This is a genomic window from Mesorhizobium sp. P160219, from assembly GCF_057786095.1.
Map to the genome: position 1 here is coordinate 5,591,608 of NZ_JBYNWG010000001.1, position 19,825 is coordinate 5,611,432.

General features: G+C 61.6%; 20 protein-coding genes. 16 read left to right on the forward strand and 4 right to left on the reverse strand.

All coding sequences use genetic code 11. The annotated features are described in order from the left end of the window. The first annotated feature begins 147 nt into the window (after positions 1 to 147). The 3 genes from AC3EMP_RS27100 to AC3EMP_RS27110 all read left to right on the forward strand — a co-directional run bounded on the left by AC3EMP_RS27100 (position 148) and on the right by AC3EMP_RS27110 (position 1,622). On the forward strand, positions 148 to 987 hold the full coding sequence (locus AC3EMP_RS27100) for a Crp/Fnr family transcriptional regulator (protein ID WP_352597023.1): 840 nt from the start codon (positions 148 to 150) through the stop codon (positions 985 to 987). A 19-nt stretch (positions 988 to 1,006) separates the two neighbouring features. Beyond that, on the forward strand, positions 1,007 to 1,243 hold the full coding sequence (locus tag AC3EMP_RS27105; RefSeq protein ID WP_023668023.1) for a DUF6894 family protein: 237 nt from the start codon (positions 1,007 to 1,009) through the stop codon (positions 1,241 to 1,243). Between the two features lie 202 nt (positions 1,244 to 1,445). Beyond that, complete coding sequence (locus tag AC3EMP_RS27110; RefSeq protein WP_023687819.1) at positions 1,446 to 1,622, forward strand: hypothetical protein; 177 nt, start codon at positions 1,446 to 1,448, stop codon at positions 1,620 to 1,622. Positions 1,623 to 1,808: 186 nt separating this feature from the next. Here the strand turns inward: AC3EMP_RS27110 and AC3EMP_RS27115 are convergent, their stop codons facing one another. The 4 genes from AC3EMP_RS27115 to AC3EMP_RS27130 form a co-directional block, all read right to left on the reverse strand. Continuing rightward, positions 1,809 to 2,201, reverse strand: a complete 393-nt coding sequence (locus AC3EMP_RS27115) for a response regulator (RefSeq protein WP_023687818.1) — start codon at positions 2,199 to 2,201, stop codon at positions 1,809 to 1,811. Positions 2,202 to 2,441: 240 nt separating this feature from the next. Next, positions 2,442 to 2,972, reverse strand: a complete 531-nt coding sequence (locus tag AC3EMP_RS27120; protein WP_023687817.1) for a DUF1003 domain-containing protein — start codon at positions 2,970 to 2,972, stop codon at positions 2,442 to 2,444. A 19-nt stretch (positions 2,973 to 2,991) separates the two neighbouring features. After that, entirely contained in the window at positions 2,992 to 4,161 is a 1,170-nt protein-coding gene (locus AC3EMP_RS27125; protein ID WP_245261362.1) for an alpha/beta fold hydrolase, read from the reverse strand. Positions 4,162 to 4,174: 13 nt separating this feature from the next. Continuing rightward, positions 4,175 to 4,429, reverse strand: a complete 255-nt coding sequence (locus AC3EMP_RS27130; protein ID WP_023696347.1) for a hypothetical protein — start codon at positions 4,427 to 4,429, stop codon at positions 4,175 to 4,177. Between the two features lie 223 nt (positions 4,430 to 4,652). Between AC3EMP_RS27130 and AC3EMP_RS27135 the strand changes: the two genes are divergently transcribed. The 13 genes from AC3EMP_RS27135 to AC3EMP_RS27195 all read left to right on the forward strand — a co-directional run bounded on the left by AC3EMP_RS27135 (position 4,653) and on the right by AC3EMP_RS27195 (position 19,825). Further along, positions 4,653 to 7,805 (forward strand): GAF domain-containing hybrid sensor histidine kinase/response regulator, encoded by a 3,153-nt coding sequence (locus AC3EMP_RS27135; RefSeq protein WP_023696348.1) that lies wholly within the window; start codon positions 4,653 to 4,655, stop codon positions 7,803 to 7,805. A 365-nt stretch (positions 7,806 to 8,170) separates the two neighbouring features. Further along, positions 8,171 to 9,139: a manganese catalase family protein gene (locus AC3EMP_RS27140; RefSeq protein ID WP_023681124.1), complete on the forward strand. Its 969-nt coding sequence runs from the start codon at positions 8,171 to 8,173 to the stop codon at positions 9,137 to 9,139. 135 nt (positions 9,140 to 9,274) lie between these two features. Further along, entirely contained in the window at positions 9,275 to 10,324 is a 1,050-nt protein-coding gene (locus AC3EMP_RS27145; RefSeq protein WP_023687813.1) for a chemotaxis protein CheB, read from the forward strand. A 272-nt stretch (positions 10,325 to 10,596) separates the two neighbouring features. Beyond that, complete coding sequence (locus tag AC3EMP_RS27150; RefSeq protein ID WP_023712209.1) at positions 10,597 to 11,379, forward strand: heme-binding protein; 783 nt, start codon at positions 10,597 to 10,599, stop codon at positions 11,377 to 11,379. Beyond that, positions 11,376 to 13,253, forward strand: a complete 1,878-nt coding sequence (locus AC3EMP_RS27155) for a methanol/ethanol family PQQ-dependent dehydrogenase (RefSeq protein WP_352710777.1) — start codon at positions 11,376 to 11,378, stop codon at positions 13,251 to 13,253. Before AC3EMP_RS27150 ends, AC3EMP_RS27155 begins: the two co-directional genes overlap by 4 nt. After that, positions 13,234 to 14,103: a substrate-binding domain-containing protein gene (locus tag AC3EMP_RS27160; protein WP_023754469.1), complete on the forward strand. Its 870-nt coding sequence runs from the start codon at positions 13,234 to 13,236 to the stop codon at positions 14,101 to 14,103. Before AC3EMP_RS27155 ends, AC3EMP_RS27160 begins: the two co-directional genes overlap by 20 nt. After that, entirely contained in the window at positions 14,100 to 14,633 is a 534-nt protein-coding gene (locus AC3EMP_RS27165; RefSeq protein ID WP_023756323.1) for a c-type cytochrome, read from the forward strand. The genes AC3EMP_RS27160 and AC3EMP_RS27165 overlap by 4 nt, the downstream gene beginning before the upstream one ends. After that, complete coding sequence (gene coxB, locus AC3EMP_RS27170) at positions 14,630 to 15,643, forward strand: cytochrome c oxidase subunit II (protein ID WP_488494697.1); 1,014 nt, start codon at positions 14,630 to 14,632, stop codon at positions 15,641 to 15,643. The genes AC3EMP_RS27165 and coxB overlap by 4 nt, the downstream gene beginning before the upstream one ends. Further along, complete coding sequence (gene ctaD / locus AC3EMP_RS27175) at positions 15,640 to 17,610, forward strand: cytochrome c oxidase subunit I (protein ID WP_023725519.1); 1,971 nt, start codon at positions 15,640 to 15,642, stop codon at positions 17,608 to 17,610. Before coxB ends, ctaD begins: the two co-directional genes overlap by 4 nt. Continuing rightward, entirely contained in the window at positions 17,607 to 18,212 is a 606-nt protein-coding gene (locus tag AC3EMP_RS27180; RefSeq protein WP_352710773.1) for a cytochrome c oxidase subunit 3, read from the forward strand. The genes ctaD and AC3EMP_RS27180 overlap by 4 nt, the downstream gene beginning before the upstream one ends. Continuing rightward, the gene (locus AC3EMP_RS27185) at positions 18,212 to 18,553 is read left to right on the forward strand and encodes a hypothetical protein (RefSeq protein WP_023681115.1); all 342 of its coding nucleotides are present in this window, start codon (positions 18,212 to 18,214) and stop codon (positions 18,551 to 18,553) included. The genes AC3EMP_RS27180 and AC3EMP_RS27185 overlap by 1 nt, the downstream gene beginning before the upstream one ends. Next, positions 18,550 to 19,428: a cytochrome c oxidase assembly protein gene (locus tag AC3EMP_RS27190; RefSeq protein ID WP_023681114.1), complete on the forward strand. Its 879-nt coding sequence runs from the start codon at positions 18,550 to 18,552 to the stop codon at positions 19,426 to 19,428. The genes AC3EMP_RS27185 and AC3EMP_RS27190 overlap by 4 nt, the downstream gene beginning before the upstream one ends. Further along, on the forward strand, positions 19,409 to 19,825 hold the full coding sequence (locus AC3EMP_RS27195; protein WP_023681113.1) for a c-type cytochrome: 417 nt from the start codon (positions 19,409 to 19,411) through the stop codon (positions 19,823 to 19,825). The genes AC3EMP_RS27190 and AC3EMP_RS27195 overlap by 20 nt, the downstream gene beginning before the upstream one ends.

Genomic DNA, 19,825 nt, shown 5'->3' on the forward strand with positions numbered 1-19,825 from the left:
CAGCGGGACAATTTCTAACCGAGCCTATGTCATAGGTTAATGCATTGCTGCCTGCCTCACCTATGGCTGTCCTAAAAAACTGTGCTTCGATCATTCCGGGATCTTCAACCACCCTCGACGCTGGCAGAACGCTCCAGGCATGGGACCATGCCGCACGGCGGCGCCCTCTGCCGCCGCGCATATGTCCCCATGCCAATCGGAACTTTTGGCGCGGATAATAGTTCGATCACCAACATCAGCCAGGTAGTCAATTTGTTCCCCACCTCATCCTCGGATGTACTCATTCGCAAGCTTCAGACCATCTCGGATCTTCGAGAGGCCGACATCGGCGTTCTGAAAGGCATTCCGATCCAGGAGAAGGAATATTCGGCCAACCACGATCTGGTGCGTGAGGGCGACCGTCCTGTTTACTCGTTTATCGTTCTTGATGGCTTGGTCGGTTCCACCAAACATACGGGCGAAGGAAAGCGACAAATCACATCATTCTTCGTCGCCGGCGACATTCCTGATCTGCATGGGCTGCATCTGTCCGTCATGGATTGTAACTTCTCGACCCTTACGCCGGCGCGAATAGGTTTCATGCGGCATGACACCCTGCGTGCCGTTTGCGACCAGCACCCTCGCATCGCCACCGCTTTTTGGCGGTCGACGTTGATAGATGCCGCGATTTACAGGGAGTGGGTCATCAATGTGGGAAGACGCGAGGCATACACCCGCATGGCTCACATCCTGTGCGAACTGATTTTTCGCTTGCGCTCCATGGGGCGCATTGAGGATCACGTGGCGGATATCCCCATTACACAGGCGGCCCTTGGCGATGCACTGGGTTTGTCCACGGTCCACGTCAACCGGATGCTCCAGGAACTACGACGCAGAGGCCTCATTGCCACCTCGGGATCAAAAGTTCACGCACTGGACTGGGCTGGCCTCACTCACGCAGGAGATTTCGACACGACCTACCTGCACCAAAGGAACCCCGCAGATTAGCAGTGACGGAAGCTCTCCGATGGCACGATTTTTCTTCGACAGCGGCGATGGCGATCTCATCTTCGAGGACGAAATAGGTGTCGAATGCGCTGGCCTCGAGGAGGTCCGCCGCGCGGGATTCGAGGGCCTTGTCGACCTCACGAGAGAGTCACTGAAGAGCGTCGACGGGCAGCAATTGTTTATCGAAGTGCGCGATGAAAATGGCGCCAAGATTTTGCGGCTGAGCCTCTCGCTTCGGGTAAAATCGAACGTATAAATTTGCACTCTACGCGCAGCGTTAGGCGAGCGGACTGGGACTGCAAACATCCACTGGCATGTCGTGTCTCAAAACCAGGGCCACTTTTGAGCGACATGCATTAACCCATAGATTGTGCCTCGATTCGCCTCGATTTGTGTACAGGACGGGGAACCATCAAAGAGCCGCCGAGTTCGTCCAACGGACAAGCCCGGAATCTAACATGGAAGAAATCGGCAAGGCACAACAAAAGGTCATAGCCCGCCTCATACGGGAGTGGATTTCATCGGACGCCAATCGTCGCCAGCTTCGCCAGTTGCTGGATCTGCCGACAGACGCGGACATGCCCAGCGAGCATCGGTCATTGCTTGACGAACTCGACCGAAAGCTCAACCAATGAGCGCCCCTGCTTTCGGGAGGGCTCCCGAGTGGATGCGAGCCGGTGGCGAGGGGAAAGGAGCTGAGGTCGACATCTGGTTGAGGCCGCCGACATTTGACCCAAGCAGACGCGAACGCTTTACGCCGGACGGCGCCGATTGGCCGAAGAAGAATGTTCGGTGGTGTTCGCGGAGCCGCGGTCCGATTCCTAAAGGTGAGTTTCTGCACCTTGCTGCGCGTTTAAAAGTTGAGAAACGGCAGTTATGATCTGCGGCAGAAAAAAGGGCTTGGTGATCATTATGCTGTTGGGCACGCCTTCCGCTCCCCAGTGTACCGCGCTGTCGCCACTGATATAGACAACCGGGATGGTCGAGTTGGACCTTCGCAAGTGCCGAGCGACCTCCCACCCCGACTGTCCTGCTCCCAGACGGATGTCCGTGAGCACGGCCTTGAACTTGGTCGGATCGGGGTCGAAAGCCGCCAGCGCCTCGGCGGCACTCCGAGTGCCGACCACCTGGAAGCCGGCCTCCTCCAAAGCTGACTCGAGGTCGAGCAGGATCATTGTCTCATCTTCGACGATCAGAACAGCACCTTCGCTCATCCGGAATCTCCCCAAGCCGCCCGCTAATACGATTTCGGCGTCAACTTGGTTCCATCTGACGCGCAGCAGCCTGTTGGTTATCGAAGCTCTACGCTGCCTCGGTTGCGCGGCGGACTTGTGACGTCGGGAAGCCGCCGTGGAGAACGACGACGCCGGCTTAGCTGCGTCCACAGCCTTGGACAACGAGGCTGATTACAGGCTGTAGCCGACGCTGAACCGTTGCCGACGAGGTCGCTTTGATCAAGCGTTCTCCTGATCTCCAGAAGCTTGCTGGATCTGCGTCATCACCTTTTGGGGATCGACATTCTCGGCGAGTTCCGGCAGCTCTTTGTCGGCCGGGGTCGAGATATTCAGACGCGCCGTCAAGGCAGCCACCATCTCGATCAGCCGCGTGGTTTCATGTTCGTTTAGAAGGCTGATCTGCAAATCCAGTTCGGCTCGGCGCTCGCTGTGGGCGGCCATTCTGTTCTGATTGATCAGCACAAAGGTAGACAGGAAGATTGCCTCAACCGAGGCGACCATGGCCAGGATCACGAAAGTCGGGTCCCAGGCTGGGACGGCTGGTATCTCGCCAAGGTTTGCGAGGACCCAGACGACAAGAATTGCAAGGTGCAGATAGACGAAAGTCATGCTTCCCGCGAAGCGCGAAACAGCGCCGGCGACCCACGCTTGAACGCCTTGGTGCTCTTCTTGCTGCCGCCTGTGCTCGACCAGCGCCTGTATGTTCTGGTGGAGCACCGACTGCATGTCGGCTGGACGTTGGTCGCTCATTTGAAAGCCCCGTTGGAGATCATTCCGTGCAAGCGGCGTCGCTTATCGCCGGTGGCTCCCGCGAGGCCGGATCTACCTTGAACTCGTCGGCACGCGACTTGGGTCGCTGCCGACGGCCCGCTTGGAACAAGGCGTGCCGCCCTGCAATAGTGTGCACCATGCCGACCACTGCTTGCGGGGCGCTCTGATGAACCATATGGCCGGCGCCCGGAACCACCTCGAGGAGAGACCCACCGACTTCCGCGTGCAAGCGTCGTGCATCGCGTTGCGCGTCGAACAAACGATCCCCGGATCCCGCCATGATGCCGGTGGGCACGGCAATGTCCCTATAGTTGGCTTTTCCCAACAGGGACGCGGCCAGCATCGATGCTGTCTCCAGAGAAACCGCCCGCAGTTGGGAAGGGCGGCTGGCGACATCTTTGGCAAGTGCGGCGAACTCGCCGGCGACGACGGCGGGTTTAAAGATCTTCTCCATTGCCCAATGCCAAGCAAGCCTTACAAGCGGCGGCAGCAAGGTGTGACGAAACGCGGTGCCGATCACAGGCAGTGCAGGGAGTGCGGCCAGTGCAAGATCCAGCCGCGGTGGCGGATAGTAGTAACCCGAGACCAGCACGATGCCGGCGACCGATGGAGAATGCCTGCGCGCCAATTCGAGGGCGATCCAAGCTCCCCAGGAATGTCCAAGCACGAGGTATTTCTCTATACCCAGCCCGCAGGCGGCGGCATGTATAAGGTCGGCTTGGTCGCGAGCGGACCAACGCCGGCCGCGCGGCCGTGAGCTTCGCCCAAAACCGGGACGATCAAATGCAAGCACCCGATAGGTCTTTGCCGCCTCATCGAAGATGCCGCTCGACTTGAAATCCTCCGCCATGGATCCATTGCCATGCAGGAGAAGCAGCGGCATGCCGGTTCCGGCTTCGATAAAATGCAGGCGCAGACCATCGATCTCCATCACACGTCCGCATGCCCGGCCGGCAATCGCACGTTTGGCGCGGATGGCGTTGTATGCCGCCAGCGCCGCCAATGAGGCCGCGAGCAACCCGGTCGCGAGTTTCGGTCCATCTCTGTCGAACGCCATGCCGTGCCTGTTGGAAACCATCTGCCGAACCCAACTCTCGGGGCGAAAGCTTGTTCCGCCAGACAAGACACGCTGTACAACCGGCTCAAGCGTCTTGGAAAGTAGGCCCATGGAGTTGGGACCGTTAAGCCTGGGCAGCGCTGCTGCCTCCCAGTTTCCAATCACCCTGCCAACGTGCGCGCACGGCAATCATCAGCATGGCCGCTTCCGTCATCCCGGTCTGGAAAAGTCTGACCAGCTCTCTCGCGATGGATTCTGCCGCGGTAGTGTCCGACGAAATCTCAAATTCCTCACACAGCGCGTCGAAAACCGACCGAAGCGTTTTCAGGTCGTCTGGATAGAGAGCGTCCGTATTCGTAAGAATGGGTCGGTCAAGCATCAAAACGTCTCCAAACGAGTGAAGTGCGGTTCGGGCACCCAGCCAGCGGGAGCTCGTCAAGTGCCCGCTGGTTTCCCCTTTATCCGCCACAGCGCGCCAAGCTGTCATTAACCTATGACCGCGGTGCGGCGTGTTCGGCTGACCGGCCCGCCAAACAAACTGCCGTCCTGCGGGGAACTCTTGGCCGCAGACTGCATTTAAGTCCGGGCAAAACGGGGGCGAAATGGGGGCCACTTCAAGCAATCCGCGATCTGAACTGCAGCGCTTCGAGCTTTTGGCAGCGCTGGGCGACCGTATTCGCGAGATTACGGATCCCGCAGAACTGGCCTACGCAGCCGCGGAACTGCTGGGGAACCATTTTGGCATCAGCCGAGCCGGATACGGCACGATCGATCTAGAGAAAGAAACGATCACCATTGACAGGGACTGGAACGCGCCAGGCATCAAAAGCCTGGCTGGGACGCTGAATTTCAGGAACTACGGCTCGTATATCGAGGATTTGAAGCGAGGCGAAACCGTTGTCTTTGAAAACGCCGAGACAGATCCGCGAACCAGCAGCCATGCGGAGGCACTCAAAGCCATCAGCGCCCAATCCGTCATCAACATGCCCGTTACCGAGCATGGCGGGCTGGTGGCGCTGTTATACCTGAACCACTCCGCGCCCAGACGCTGGGCGACGGAGGAAGTAGCCCTCATTTCGGCAGTCGCGGACCGGACGCGTACGGCGATAGAACGCCTTCGCGCCGAACTGGCCCTGCGTGAGAACGCCGAACGCCTTGCTTTTCTCGACCGCCTCGGCAGGGAGATAGCCCTCGCGGCCGACGCCGATGCTGTCATGCAGATCACCACTCGGCTCCTCGGCGAACATCTTGGCGTCTCGATTTGCGCCTATGCCGACATGGAGCAGGACCAAGACCATTTCACCATCCGCGGCGATTGGAGCGCACCTGGCTCGCCCAGCATCAGGGGATATTACAGTCTTGCCGATTTCGGTCGCCTGGCTGTCACCAACCTCAGCGCCAACAAGCCGCTTATCATCAACAACAACCTTGAGGAAATCGCTCCCGAGGAAGCGAAGACCTTTCAGGATATCGGGATAACGGCAACCATCTGTATGCCTTTGGTCAAACAAGGCCGACTGACTGCCCTGATGGCCATCCACGACAAGCAGCGCCGCGTCTGGTCGCAACGCGAATTGTCCTTGCTGACCGAGGTGACGGAGCGGTCCTGGGCTCACATCGAGCGCGTTCGCTCGGAACAGGCGGCACGGGCGAGCGAGGAGCGGCTGAGGCTTGCCACCGACGCGGCCGCTATTGGCACCTGGGATTACGATCCCATCAGCGGAGTGCTGCGTTGGGACGACCGGTGCAAAGCCCTTTTTGGTTTGCCGCCGGACGCGGAGGTGACATATGAAAGCGCCTTCCTGGCGGGCCTCCACCCGGAAGATCGCGCACGGGCCGACGAGGCCGTACGCCAGTCGCTCGCGCCGGGCACCCCCTCCCGCTACGACATCGAATACCGGACGATCGGCCTTCGGGATGGCAAGGAGCGCTGGATTGCCGCAACCGGGGAAGCACTTTTCCAGTCCGGCCGTGCGATCCGCTTCATCGGCACCGTGGTTGATGTCACCGCGCGAAAGCGGGTGGAGCATCAGCTTCAGTTGATGAACGCTACTGCGGCAGCCGTGGCGGCCGAGCTTGACGTGGAGCGAATTGTCCAGACGGTAACCGATGCCGGCGTCGTGCTGTCGGGCGCACAATTTGGAGCTTTCTTCTACAATGTGATCGACGACAAGGGCGACAGCTATGTGCTCTACGCCCTTTCGGGGGCACCTCGTTCTGCTTTCGAAAACTTTCCCATGCCGCGCAACACCGCGGTGTTCGAGCCCACTTTCCGCGGCACAAGCGTGGTGCGTTCCGACGATATCCTCACCGATCCGCGTTACGGAAAGAACTGGCCCCGCAAGGGAATGCCGGAGGGCCATCTGCCGGTGCGTTCCTATCTCGCCGTGCCGGTCGTCTCGCGTTCGGGCGAGGTCCTGGGCGGCCTCTTCCTTGGTCATTCAGAGACCGGCGTGTTCGCCGAACAGCAAGAAGCGGCCTTGCTGGGGCTTGCCGGCCATGCCGCGACGGCCATCGACAACTCCCGGCTGTTCAAGGCGCTGCAGGCACTCAACGGCACGCTCGAACAACGTGTCAAAGATGAAGTTGCGGAACGCGCCAGAGCAGAAGAGCACCTGCGCCAAGCCCAGAAGATGGAAGCTGTCGGACAGCTCACCGGTGGCATCGCGCACGACTTCAACAATATGCTGGCCGTCATCATCGGCGGCCTGAACCTTGTGCAGCGCAAGCTCAGAAACGGCGATACCAACGTCCACCAATTCGTAACCGGCGCGATCGATGGAGCACAACGTGCCGCAGAACTTACCAGGCGACTGCTCGCCTTTTCCCGCCAGCAACCACTGGCGCCGAAGCGGCTGAATCCAAATCGCCTCGTCTCCGGTATGAGCGAATTGCTGAACCGGACGCTTGGCGAGACCATCCAGATCGAGACCGTGCTCGCCGCGGGGCTATGGCATGTCGAGGCCGACGCAGGGCAATTGGAAAGCGCGCTGCTCAACCTTTGCGTCAACGCAAGGGATGCCATGCCTGCTGGCGGCAAGCTGACGATCGAGACATCAAACGCCCACGTCGACGAGCGCTATGCCAGGGAGAACGCGATCCCCTCCGGCCAGTATGTGATGATAGCGGTCACCGATACAGGAACGGGCATGACTGCTGATGTTGTCGCAAGAGCCTTCGATCCGTTCTTCACCACCAAGGGGGTCGGCAAAGGCACCGGGCTGGGACTCAGCCAAGTCTATGGGTTTGTTCGCCAGTCCGGCGGCAGTGTGAAGATCTATTCCGAGCAAGGCATCGGAACCACCTTGAAAATATATCTGCCGCGCTCGCACCACGGCGTGCTCGACAGCCAAATCGACGTCGTGGCAGGCGAGCACCCCGGCTGTGCAGACGAGATCATCATGGTTGTCGAGGATGAAGATCGCGTCCGGCTGATGGCCGCGGAAGCGCTGCGGGAACTGGGCTACTCCGTGCTGGAAATGCAAGGCCCACGCGACGCGCTGGTGGCCGTCGAAAGCGGGCAAGTGCCGTCGCTTCTGTTCACCGACGTGGTGATGCCGGAGATGTCGGGCCGGGAGCTGGTGGATCAGGTCAAGACAATGCACCCGTCGTTAAAAGTGCTCTACACCACCGGCTACACACGAAATGCGATTGTCCACAACGGCACGCTCGATTTCGGAACCGAACTTTTGACCAAGCCCTACACGATCGACGAATTGGCAGAGAAAGTCCGGAAGGTGCTGGATCGAAAGTGAACGGGCAACAGCCCGCGACGCTCGCCGTGTGACCGAACCCGGCGTTTGCCGCTAGGTGTGCAGCGAAACGGGCCGAAGGTGTCGACACCGACATCGTATTAATATGGCCCGGCTTCACTTTTCCGAGCCAGTATCCCTCCAGATTTTGTCTACCTCTTGCCCATCCGCGGCCTTGCTCATTGCCGTGATGGCGCAGCACGATCGAAATCTCGTTGCCGCCGGTCACCGGTCGGAGAAATAAATGCCGCCTCTGGCTCCCTGAGATGCTCAACACTGAAGCTGCCGTAAAAATGCTCGCTGGCCGATGGCCGGATGGAACAATCAACTTGCCGGGATGTTCGGATGATCTAACCGGAGAGATGTCCATGTTCATGCACAACAAGCGCCTGCAATACACCGTTCGCGTCTCGGAGCCGAATCCTCGCCTGGCCTGCATGATCATGGAACAGTTCGGCGGCGCCGATGGCGAGCTTGCAGCGGCCATGCGCTATTTCACGCAAGGGCTTGGCGAGGACGATCTTGGCCGTCGCGACATGTTGCTCGATATTGCGACCGAAGAACTCAGCCATCTCGAAGTGGTGGGATCAATCGTCACCATGCTCAACAAGGGGCTCAAGGCACAGCTGGCCGAGGGCCAAATGAAGGAAGCCGACCTTTACCTGATGATCGGCGCCAGCGGCACAACAGCCAAGGAATCAATTCTGTTCGGCGGCGCTCCCGCGCTGTGCGACTCAGCCGGCGTTCCCTGGACCGCGGCCTATGTCGACTCGCGCGGTGAACCTACGGTGGATTTGCGGTCGAATATCGCCGCCGAAGCCCGCGCCAAGATCGTTTACGAACGCCTCATCAACATCACCGACGACCCGGGAATCAAGGACGCGCTCGGCTTCCTGATGACCCGCGAGATCGCGCACCAGAAGTCGTTTGAGAAAGCACTCTACGCGATCGAAAACAATTTCCCTTCCGGCAAGCTCCCAGGCGTAGAGAAGTACGCCAGCATGTATGTCAACACCTCTCAAGGCGACGGCGATGTCGCTGGCCCATGGAATTCCGGCGAAGAGTGGGATCGGATCGATGACCTTGAAGAGGTGATGCCCGTCGACGGCGGAGACGGCCTGGCAACTGTCAAGCTGGGGGCCAAAGACATGAAGGTGGTGGCCAGGATGGCCGACCGTACGCTTTCCGATCCGGCTTCCGATCCGACAACAGGCGCTGATCTAGGAGCAGGCCCGGGAGCTGGCCGTACCAAGAACGCCGATTTCGGCGGCGCGGCAAGCATTCAGGAGGCCCCGGCCGTGGCAGAGGCTGCCGTCAAACGCGCACGTAGGCGTTAGCACAGAGCCGACGCGGGCATCTATGTTCCGCGATGCGGCCGGAAGCTAACACCGACGAAGGCAGGGCATCCGACCAGCAACGGACTGGCCGGAGCGCTCGCATCGACATCTGTGCTGAATGTGGGTGAAGCAACCATGGCCACCGCCGCACCACGACCAGATTCGGAGCGTGCGGACCAGCCGGATAAGGTCCGTCCCGACGGTTGCGAGAACCGGTGCATCGTGACAATCGGAGCATCGGCCGGCGGCGTCGACGCGCTGAAGAGACTTGTCCGCGATCTTTCGCCGGACATCCCGGCGGCTCTCCTCGTCGTACAGCACGTTGGTCCCACGAGTTACCTCGGCGACATTCTCGGTCGCGCTGCCAACATGCCCGTTGCAAATGCCTCCAACGGCATGAAGGTTAAAAACGGGCACATCTTCGTTGCACCGCCGGGAGCTCACCTTCTGTTACACCACGATCATATGCTGCTGCGGCGCGGGCCGCGCGAGAACCTGGCGCGCCCCGCCATCGACCCCCTGTTTCGATCGGCGGCCTGCAGCTTTGGCGGCAGCGTGATCGGCGTCGTGCTCACAGGCAGCCTCTCCGACGGCACCGCCGGCCTGCACGCAATCAAGATGTGCGGAGGCGTCAGCGTAGTCCAGGACCCCGGCGACGCTGCAGTACCCGACATGCCGCTGAGCGCCTTGCAGAATGTGGAAATCGACCATTGCGTCCCTCTGTCCGAAATGGCTGGCCTGTTGCACAGGCTTGCTTCCGAAATCGCAGGACCGACACCAGAAATCCCGTCCGGCATCCGCCTTGAGGCAGCGATTGCAGCTCAGGAGCACAGCACAATGGAATTGACCGAAGGCCAGCTTGGCGCCCCCTCGACATTTGTCTGCCCCGAATGTCATGGCCCCCTATGGGAGATCGAAGACGGGCCGATTACCCGTTACCGCTGCCACACCGGACATGCGTTCGGGGCAGACGTTTTGATGCAGGCCCAGGCTGACGATGCGGAACAGGCTCTTTGGAGCCTTCTAAGAGCGCACCAGCAGCGGGCTGAGTTGGCGAAACGTACGGCAAAACGCGAAGCCGCGCGGGAAAGACACAGCCTGGCCAGTCAAATGGCTGCGCGCGCCGCGGAATACGAAGCCGACGCTAAACTTATTGAAGAGATCATCCATCGTCGAACGCCGTGACATGCAACAGCGTTTGTCAGGGCGGGTACGTCTGCGCTGTCCCGATCGCATTTTCCTGGATCAGCCGCGTTGCCTCACCGCTTGGCCTGTGGCCACGGGTATCCAGGTCCCATGCTTTGATTGAACACCTGCACCCAAATCCAACTGCACGAATTTTATGCAAAGCAGGAACATAGAAGCATTACGCGAGTTAGGCACTGACCCATTGGACGTATCCTCGCATTCTGCGGTCTGCCTGGGTGGTCCTTGTTTTGTAAACGAATGCCAGGACAATGTATCGCTCGCAGCTTTTCGTACCTCTTTTTGGCCTGCTGTTGCTGATGGGTGGCCTGTTCCACGGGCACGAGGCCATGGCGCAGGAACCCTGTCCGGCCGATCACGATAAGCTGCTTGCAGCCCTCAAAGCCAACGTGAAGGCAAGCGGCGGACCAGCCAATGGCGGCTTTGAAACCAACGAATGGGCAGCCATCGTTGCCCGTGACGGCACTGTCTGCGCGATTGCGTTCAGCGGCCCCACCCCCGACTCGCAATGGCCGGGAAGTCGGCTCATAGCAGCGGAGAAAGCCAACACGGCCAACGGTCTCAGCCTGGCTCAGATGGCCCTCTCGACGGCCAATCTCTATGCGGGGGTGCAGCCCGGCGGACCGCTATTTGGCCTGCAGGAGACCAATCCCGTCAACCAGGCCGCGGCCTATACGGGCGATCCCAAAACGTTCGGAAGCGCCGGCGACCCGCTCGTCGGCAAGCCGATCGGAGGCGTCGTGGTGTTTGGCGGCGGGCTTGCCCTCTACGACGGCAAGAGCATTGTCGGCGGCCTCGGCGTTTCAGGCGACTCCTCATGCGCCGATCACAATGTCGCCTGGCGTATCCGCGCGGCGCTCGGCTTCGACAAGGTCCCGGCAGGCGTCAATCCAAATCGCAAGGATGCCATTGTCTACGATCTGGACCCCGGCGGCAAAAGCGCTTCGGGCTGGGGCCATCCGCTTTGTGCCGGAACGGAGGCCGACATCGCGGCCGAACTCGGCGCCGGCGTGGGAGGCTCGATCAATAAATGAAAGCTATGCCGCAGTTGGCATTAACGCGCGTTGACGTAGAACGACGTACCCGCAAATTGGCAGCCGGGAATTCCTTTGGCGCTATCCTTCTGGTGACGCTGCTCGCCTGCGTGCTGCTTCTGGGCGCTGCGTCCGAGCCTCCTAAAACACCAGCGATCGTACCGCCAGCCGCAGCCTCGCCACCCGATGACGGCCAATGGACGATGCCGGCCAAGAACTACGCGTCGACGCGCTTCAGCGAACTCTCCGAGATCAATGAAGGCAACGTCAAGAACCTGCAGGTCGCGTTCACGTTCTCGACAGGCGTGAACAAGGGCCAGGAAGCAGCGCCGCTGGTCGTCGGCAACACCATGTATATCGTGACGCCCTTTCCCAACTTCGTCTATGCGCTCGATCTCTCCAAGCCCGGCGCCCCGATGAAGTGGAAGTACGAACCCAATCCCGAGCCGGCGGCACAGGGAGTGGCCTGCTGCGACGTCGTCAACCGCGGGGTGGCATTCGCCGACGGGCGCATTTTTTTCAATACGCTGGACGGCCACACGATTGCCCTTGATGCGAACACGGGCAAGCCGATCTGGAACACTCATGTCGGCAACATCAACATCGGCGAGACCATCACCATGGCGCCGCTTGTGGTGAAGGGCAAAGTGCTGGTCGGCAATTCCGGCGGCGAGATGGGCGTTCGCGGCTGGGTAAAGGCGCTCGACGCCGGCGACGGTCATGTCGTCTGGATCGCCTTTAGCACCGGGCCGGACAAGGACGTGCTGATCGGATCGGACTTCAAGCCGCACTACGACATGGACAAAGGCAAGGATCTTGGCGTCACGACGTGGCCGCCGGAAGCCTGGAAGATCGGCGGCGGCAACATGTGGGGCTGGATTTCCTATGATCCCGATCTGAACCTGATCTTCCACGGCACCGGCAATCCCGGACCATGGAATCCGGATTTGCGGCCGGGCGACAACAAGTGGACGTCTGGCATTTTCGCGCGCGATCCCGACACCGGCGCGGCGAAATGGTTTTATCAATGGAGCCCGCATGACCTCCACGATTATGACGGCATCAACGAGCAGATCCTGCTCGACATGTCCTGGCAGGGCAAGCCGCGCAAGGTGCTGATCCGGCCGGAGCGCAACGGCTATCTCTACATCCTCGACCGGACAACCGGCGAGGTGCTGTCGGCAAAACCGTTTGGTCCGGTCAACTCCAGCAAAGGTGTGGATCTGAAAACCGGTCGGCTGATCGTAAACCCGGACAAGAAGACCGGCACCGGCAAGGTCGTTCGCGATATCTGTCCGACGGCGTCGGGCCTCAAGGACTGGCAGCCTTCCGCGTTCTCGCCGAAGACCGGCCTGCTCTACATCCCGCACAACAATCTGTGCATGGATGAAGAAGGCGTCGAGGTGAACTACATTGCCGGCACGCCCTATGTGGGCATGAACGTCCGCATGATACCAGGGCCCGGCGGTAATCGCGGCGCCTTCACCGCCTGGGACATCGCCGCGGAGAAACCCGCCTGGAGCCTCAAGGAGAATTTCCCGGTGTGGAGCGGCGCGGTGGTGACCGCCGGCGACGTTGTCTTCTATGGCACGATGGAAGGCTGGTTCAAGGCGGTCAGCGCCAAGACCGGAGACCTGCTTTGGCAGTTCAAGACCTCGTCCGGGATCATCGGCCAGCCCATCACCTATCGCGGTCCCGACGGGCACCAATATGTCGCCATCCTCTCAGGCGTCGGCGGCTGGGCCGGCGCCATTGTATCGGGCGATCTTGACCCGCGTGACGCCACCGCCGCGCTCGGTTTCGTCAATGCCATGAAGGATCTGAAGAACGCGACAACCTCGGGAGGCACGCTTTATGTGTTCCGGCTGCCTTGATGGATTGTACTTGACCGTAGGTCCGGCGCGAAAGGGGTGTCAACGGCTGGCGATCGGCATGGCCGCGATTGCCTTCGTGTTCTTGACGGCCACAGCCGACGCACGTGAGCTGAGGGTCTGCGCCGATCCGAACAACCTGCCGTTCTCCAACGCGGCAGGTCAGGGCTTCGAGAACAGGATCGCAGAAATCGTTGCGTCCGATCTCGGCGCCAAGCTGACCTATACCTGGTGGGCGCAGCGTCGCGGCTTCATCCGCAATACGCTGAAGGCGGGCCTGTGCGATCTCGTGCCGGGCACGCCGAGCAACCTCGAAATGCTGCGCACCACCACGCCCTACTACCGATCGTCCTATGTCTTCGTCACCCGCAGGGACGGCCCCGACGTAGCATCGTTCAATGATCCGCGGCTGCGCGACATGCGGATCGGTGTTCAGCTCATCGGCGACGATGGCGCCAATTCGCCTCCGGTCCAGGCGCTTGGCCGCCGCGGTATCGTCGGGCACCTCGTTGGCTATCCGGTCTATGGCGACTATTCCGCCCCCAACCCGCCGGCGCGCATCGTCGAAGCGGTGGCGAGTGGCGAGATCGACCTTGCCGTGGTCTGGGGCCCCCTCGCCGGCTACTTCGCCGCCAGGCAGAAGGTGCCGCTCCGCATCACGCCGGTTGCGCCCCGCATCGACGGACCGCAACTGCCGATGATCTACGACATCTCGATGGGCGTCCGCCGCGAAGACGATGCGCTGCGCGGCGATGTCAATGGCGCCCTCTCCAGGCACAAGGTCGAGATAGATGCCTTGCTGTCACAGTACGGCGTGCCGCGCCTCGATGCCTCGGGGAGCCCGGTGCGATGAGAGCCGTTGTGGCCATGCTCCTGTTTCCAGTCCTGGCGCTCGCTGCCTGCCAGCGCGAGGACCGTGACACGCGCCCGCAATCGGCGCTCGGATCGGGCGAGCAGCCGACGCCTGTGACCACGCTGGAGCCCGGCGGACAGCGCCCCCCCGCCAGCGATAACAAGGCGGCGAGCTTCGAGGCCAACGCCTTCCATATGAGCGAAGGGAAACGGCTTTTCGGCTGGTTCAACTGTTCGGGATGCCACGCCAATGGCGGCGGCGGCATGGGGCCGGCCCTGATGGACCAGAAGTGGCTCTATGGCAGCTCGATCGAAAGCATCCATGCCACGATCCGCGACGGTCGGCCAAACGGCATGCCGAGCTTCCGCGACAAGATTCCCGACGACCAGATCTGGGAGCTTGCGGCTTTCGTGCGCTCGCTGAGCGGCAACGCGCCGTCTTCCGCCGCGCCGCAACGCAATGACGACATGATGGCGCATCCGTCGGAAAACCGCATGCCCGACGCGGCCACGCTGGGGAAGTCGCCGTGAAACGTCTCGTCTCGATGGCGTTCGCCACCACCGGCGCTCTGTTACTCCAGGGATGCGCGGGCTGGCAATCCGCCCTCGACCCGAAAGGTCCCGCGGCGAGCGAACTGGCATGGCTGATCTGGTTCTTCACCGCGCTCTGCGCCGTGGTGTGGGTGCTGGTGATGATCGCCCTCGTCGTACCCTTGATGATGCGGTCGCGCGCGCAGGCGGAGCCGCTCGCGATCAAGGCCGGCGCCGACGACCGGAAGCTGCGCGCGGTGATGACCGCCGTCGGGTTGACCGCCGTTGTCCTGATCGGACTGACCTTGCTGAGCTTCTTCGCCAACAGGACGCTCGCCGCGATCGGCTCGGATGCCGCACTGACCATTCGGGTCACCGGCCATCAATGGTGGTGGGAGGTGCGCTATGAGGATGCCACGCCAAGCCGGATCCTGACCACGGCGAACGAGATCCATATCCCCGCCGGGGAGCCGGTGAAGCTTCTTCTGACCTCGACCGACGTCATCCATTCCTTCTGGATTCCGAGCCTTTCGGGCAAGCTCGACCTCATTCCCGGCCACATGAACGTGCTCGACCTCAAGGCAGACAAGCCTGGTGTTTACCGAGGTCAATGCGCCGAGTTCTGCGGGGCGCAGCACGCAAACATGGGCACCTTCATCATCGCCGAGCCTCGTGCGAAGTTCGACGCCTGGTGGAACGACCAGTTGCAGCCGGCAGCTACTCCGACGGGGGACGAGGCCAAGGCCGGCCAGGATCTGTTTCTGAAGCGCCCTTGCGTGATGTGTCACAGAATAGGCGGCACGCCTGCCGGAGGAACGGTCGCCCCTGACCTCACCCATATAGCCAGCCGGCAGACGCTTGCCGCCGGGACATTGACGATGAGCCGCGGCAATCTCGCCGCCTGGATAGCCGACCCACAGGGCATCAAGCCCGGATCCCACATGCCGGTGGTGGAGCTCAGCGGCGACGAACTCAACGCCATGGTCGCCTACCTCGAGGCGCTTAAATGAGCAGCGCGGACCTCACAAGCGAACGCGACCTGCCGCGCGAAACGCCCGCCACAGGCGACGTCGCACCCGAGCATGACGGACCGCGCGACACCGGCATGGACGATGCCAGCCTGGATCGCTGGCTGGCGCGGACATGGCGCACGCCCCCCGGCATCATCGGCGCGCTGTCGAGCGTCGACCACAAGGTCGTCGCACGGCGCTATCTGATCACCGCCTTCGTGTTTCTGTGCCTGGGCGGGCTCAACGCTGTCGCCATGCGCATCCAGCTCTCAGGGCCGCAGCGCGGTCTGATCGGCCCGGACCTCTACAACCAGCTGTTCACGATGCATGGTGTGACCATGATGTTCCTGTTCGCCGTGCCCATCGTGCAGGCGACAGGCATCTATCTCGTCCCGCTGATGGTCGGCAGCCGCAACATCGCCTTTCCCCGCCTGAACGCGTTCAGCTACTGGATCTATGTTTCGGGCGGTATATTTGCCTGGGTGTCTTTCGCGCTCAACATGGCGCCCGACGTCGGCTGGTTTGCTTATGTGCCGCTGTCAGGCCCCGAATTCGCGCCGGGCAAGCGGGCCGACGTCTGGGCCCAGATGATCACTTATACAGAAGTATCCTCGCTGGCGGTCGCGGTGGCAACCATCGTCACCGTGTTCAAGCAGCGAGCCCCCGGCATGTCGCTGGACAGGATTCCGCTCTACGTCTGGGCAATGCTGGTTACCTCCTTCGTCGTCGTCTTCGCCATGCCCGCGGTGATGATCACCTCGACCTTCCTGATCCTCGACCGGCTGGTCGGCACACATATCTTCAACCCCGCCGAGGGCGGCGACGCACTGCTCTTCCAGCATCTGTTCTGGTTCTTTGGCCATCCCGAGGTCTACATCATCTTCCTGCCGGCGACGGGCATGGTCTCCGCGATCATCCCGGTCTTCGCCCGGCGTCCCGTGTTCGGGCATCTCGGGCTGGTCTTGTCGCTGATCGCCGTCGGTTTCCTTTCGTTCGGCCTCTGGGTCCATCACATGTTCGCGACGGGGCTACCCAAGCTCGGCGCCAGCTTCTTCACCGCGTCGAGCATGCTGATCGCCATCCCCAATGGCGTTCAGATCTTCTGCTGGCTGGCGACCTTGTGGGACGGCAGGCCGGTGATCCGCACGCCGCTGCTGTTCGTGTTCGGCTTCTTTTTCATCTTCGTCATCGGCGGCCTCACCGGCGTCATGCTCGCTTCGGTGCCGCTGGACCTCCAGGTGCACGACACTTATTTCGTCGTCGCCCATTTCCATTACGTGCTGATCGGCGGTTCGGTCTTCCCGCTGCTGGGCGCGGCCTATTTCTGGTTCCCCAAGATCAGCGGCCGCATGATGAGCGAGCGTCTCGGGCGCTGGCATTTCTGGCTGGCTTTCATCGGCTTCAACGCGGCTTTTTTTCCAATGCATCTCGTCGGGCTCTGGGGCATGCCACGAAGGGTCTACACCTATCCGGCCGAGCTTGGCTGGGGCAACATCAACCTGTTCATCAGCGCTGGCGCGGTGCTCTTTTTCCTCAGCTTCGTACTGTTCACTTTCAATCTTGTACACGGCGCGTTGAAGGGCGCGCTGGCCGGAAACAATCCCTGGGATGCCGGTACGCTCGAATGGGCGACGTCTTCGCCGCCGCCAAGCTATAATTTCGCGCGGATACCGATTGTCACACATGTCGAGCCGCTCTGGGCCGAACGGGAGGCGATGCCTGTGGCGACCGGACTCCGCGTCGATGTCCGTGAGCTATTGATCTCAACCGTGGCGGAAGCCCACCCCGACATTCGCGAGAAATCGGCGACACCGTCGATCTGGCCGCTGCTGGCGGCAATCGCCGTCGGCGGTACGTTTGTCTATTCGATCTTCACGCCCTGGGCGATCGTCTGGGGCGCCGCGCCGATCGCCATCACCTTGATCGGCTGGTTCTGGCCCAAGGACGACCCGGAGGATGAGGGATGAGTGAGCGTCCCAGCTTGGATCTTTCGGACCTCCCAACCTTTGGACATGGTCCGCGCAGCCCGACTTGGTGGGGAACGCTCGGCTTCATGGCGCTGGAAGGCATGGGCTTTGCGTTGGCCGCCGGCGCTTATCTCTATCTCGCCACTTTGTGGCCCAACTGGCGTCTAAGCGCCCCGCACCCCAACCATTGGCCCGGAACGATCGTCACCATCCTGTTTATCATCAGCGTGGTGCCGAATCACATCCTCCACGGCCATGCCAAGCAACGCGCGATCGTGCCGGTGCGGATCGGGCTGGTGGTGATGTCGCTGCTCGGTCTGGCCCCGCTTGTCGTGCGCTGGTTCGAATTCCCGGCGCTGAACATCTACTGGGACACGAACGCCTACGGCTCGATGCTCTGGGTGCTGCTCGGGCTGCACACCACACACCTGATCACCGATGTCGGCGACACCATCGTTTTGACGGTGCTGATGTTCACACGCCATGGCTATAGCGGCCGGCGCTTCGGCGATGTCGGCGACAATGTCTTCTATTGGGATTTCGTGGTGCTGACCTGGATCCCGATCTATCTGCTCATCTACTGGATGCCGAGGCTAGGCTGATGCGTGCGTTGAAAATGGGAACGTCCTGGGGTGGTCTTCTGTCGGGGCCGATGGCTTGGGCAATCTCGACGCAGCTGAACTACGCACTCGTACCATGGCAGTGCAACCGCCAGGTGCCGGTGGTGCTTCCCGTGGCACTGGTGCTCGCCGTGCTTTCGCTGCTCGGCGGTGCCTTGTCATGGCGGGCGAAGCGGCAGGGCGGCGCCGCCTTCAAGCCTGAGCGCACGCGCAGCACCGAGCAGTTCGTCGCCGATCTCGGCATGCTTGCGGCATTGCTGTTTGCCCTCGTCATCATCATGCAAGGCAGCGCGGCTCTCATTCTCGACGAGTGCCTGCGATGAGCTTCGACGCGTTCTTCTCGACCTCGATCTGCTACGGCGCCGGCGCGCCCGAGGCCGGATGGACGCTCGCATTTCCCATCACGTTTCCGCTGGCCGCGATTGCCTTCCTTTATGCCATCGGAGCGACTCGGTTGTGGCGCCGCAGCAGCCGAGGCCGTCCCGAGCGGATGCGGCAGGCGTTGTTGTTCGCCGCCGGTTGGGGCGTGCTGACGGCAGCACTGGTCAGCCCCATCCATGCGCTCGGCGAGCGGGTGTTTGCCGCCCATATGATCGAGCATGAACTGCTGATGGCGGTGGCGGCGCCTCTCCTTGTCGCCGCGTGCCCAGGCGCAGTCCTGCTCTGGTCCTTGCCGGCCTCACTTCGCCGCGGAACGGGCAAGCTCACGCGCGCAAAGACGCTGCAATCGGTTTGGGCCCTGGTGATCCGCCCCCTCAACGCGACTATCATTCACGGCGTCGCCATCTGGATCTGGCACATTCCGGCGTTGTTCCAGGCAGCGCTCCAGCAGGGCTTTCTTCATTATGCCCAGCATGCGAGCTTCCTCGGCACAGCCTTGCTGTTCTGGTGGGCGCTCCTACCGCGCCCCGGTCGACAGCAAACCTATGGCAACTCCGTCATGCATCTTTTCTTCACCTCGCTTCATACCGGCCTGCTCGGTGTCCTGCTGCTGATGTCGCCCAAACTCTGGTATCCGGAGAATGGCGCCGGCGCGGCATTGTGGGGAATGACCGCGATCGAGGACCAGCAGCTCGCCGGATTGGTAATGTGGGTTCCGGCCGGCTTGATCTATGGCGGCGCCGCCCTGCTGCTCGCCGGCCTCTGGATAAGCAGCAGCGCAACCAGGGAGGCAACACATGCGCTCCGACCTGGGTAGGCTGATCGGGGGCGCCCTTGCCGCAATCCTGCTGCTGGCTGCGGCTGTCGCAGCGGCGACTTTGTGGTCCGACAGGCGCGAGCGCGTCCGGCACGAGTCGGATGCGGCGACCGGCGGCGTAGGCGCCCGCGCCATTCCAATCATGACGGCGAATGGCTGCTCCGGCTGCCATACGATACCCGGCGTGCCGGGTGCGCAAGGCCAGGTCGGACCCCGCCTGGACGGTGGCCTTGCCGACAGGGTCTTTATCGGTGGCCTGCTGGCAAACAATCCGGAGAACATGATCCGCTGGATACGCTCGGCGAGGGAAGTCAATCCGCACACGGCCATGCCGTCGACGAGGATCACCGAGCAACAGGCGCGGGACATCGCCGCTTATCTCTATGCTTTGAGGTAA

Excerpts from the sequence above, each read along its gene's own strand:
- AC3EMP_RS27100 (WP_352597023.1), top strand. The coding sequence starts at position 148 with ATGCCGCACGGCGGCGCCCTCTGCCGCCGCGCATATGTCCCCATGCCA.
- AC3EMP_RS27135 (WP_023696348.1), top strand. The coding sequence starts at position 4,653 with ATGGGGGCCACTTCAAGCAATCCGCGATCTGAACTGCAGCGCTTCGAG.
- AC3EMP_RS27155 (WP_352710777.1), top strand. The coding sequence starts at position 11,376 with ATGAAAGCTATGCCGCAGTTGGCATTAACGCGCGTTGACGTAGAACGA.
- AC3EMP_RS27185 (WP_023681115.1), top strand. The coding sequence starts at position 18,212 with ATGCGTGCGTTGAAAATGGGAACGTCCTGGGGTGGTCTTCTGTCGGGG.
- AC3EMP_RS27165 (WP_023756323.1), top strand. The coding sequence starts at position 14,100 with ATGAGAGCCGTTGTGGCCATGCTCCTGTTTCCAGTCCTGGCGCTCGCT.
- AC3EMP_RS27125 (WP_245261362.1), bottom strand. The coding sequence starts at position 4,161 with ATGGGCCTACTTTCCAAGACGCTTGAGCCGGTTGTACAGCGTGTCTTG.
- AC3EMP_RS27115 (WP_023687818.1), bottom strand. The coding sequence starts at position 2,201 with ATGAGCGAAGGTGCTGTTCTGATCGTCGAAGATGAGACAATGATCCTG.
- AC3EMP_RS27140 (WP_023681124.1), top strand. The coding sequence starts at position 8,171 with ATGTTCATGCACAACAAGCGCCTGCAATACACCGTTCGCGTCTCGGAG.
- AC3EMP_RS27180 (WP_352710773.1), top strand. The coding sequence starts at position 17,607 with ATGAGTGAGCGTCCCAGCTTGGATCTTTCGGACCTCCCAACCTTTGGA.
- AC3EMP_RS27150 (WP_023712209.1), top strand. The coding sequence starts at position 10,597 with ATGTATCGCTCGCAGCTTTTCGTACCTCTTTTTGGCCTGCTGTTGCTG.
- AC3EMP_RS27130 (WP_023696347.1), bottom strand. The coding sequence starts at position 4,429 with ATGCTTGACCGACCCATTCTTACGAATACGGACGCTCTCTATCCAGAC.
- AC3EMP_RS27110 (WP_023687819.1), top strand. The coding sequence starts at position 1,446 with ATGGAAGAAATCGGCAAGGCACAACAAAAGGTCATAGCCCGCCTCATA.
- AC3EMP_RS27160 (WP_023754469.1), top strand. The coding sequence starts at position 13,234 with ATGTGTTCCGGCTGCCTTGATGGATTGTACTTGACCGTAGGTCCGGCG.
- AC3EMP_RS27120 (WP_023687817.1), bottom strand. The coding sequence starts at position 2,972 with ATGAGCGACCAACGTCCAGCCGACATGCAGTCGGTGCTCCACCAGAAC.
- ctaD (WP_023725519.1), top strand. The coding sequence starts at position 15,640 with ATGAGCAGCGCGGACCTCACAAGCGAACGCGACCTGCCGCGCGAAACG.
- AC3EMP_RS27105 (WP_023668023.1), top strand. The coding sequence starts at position 1,007 with ATGGCACGATTTTTCTTCGACAGCGGCGATGGCGATCTCATCTTCGAG.
- AC3EMP_RS27190 (WP_023681114.1), top strand. The coding sequence starts at position 18,550 with ATGAGCTTCGACGCGTTCTTCTCGACCTCGATCTGCTACGGCGCCGGC.
- AC3EMP_RS27145 (WP_023687813.1), top strand. The coding sequence starts at position 9,275 with ATGGCCACCGCCGCACCACGACCAGATTCGGAGCGTGCGGACCAGCCG.
- AC3EMP_RS27195 (WP_023681113.1), top strand. The coding sequence starts at position 19,409 with ATGCGCTCCGACCTGGGTAGGCTGATCGGGGGCGCCCTTGCCGCAATC.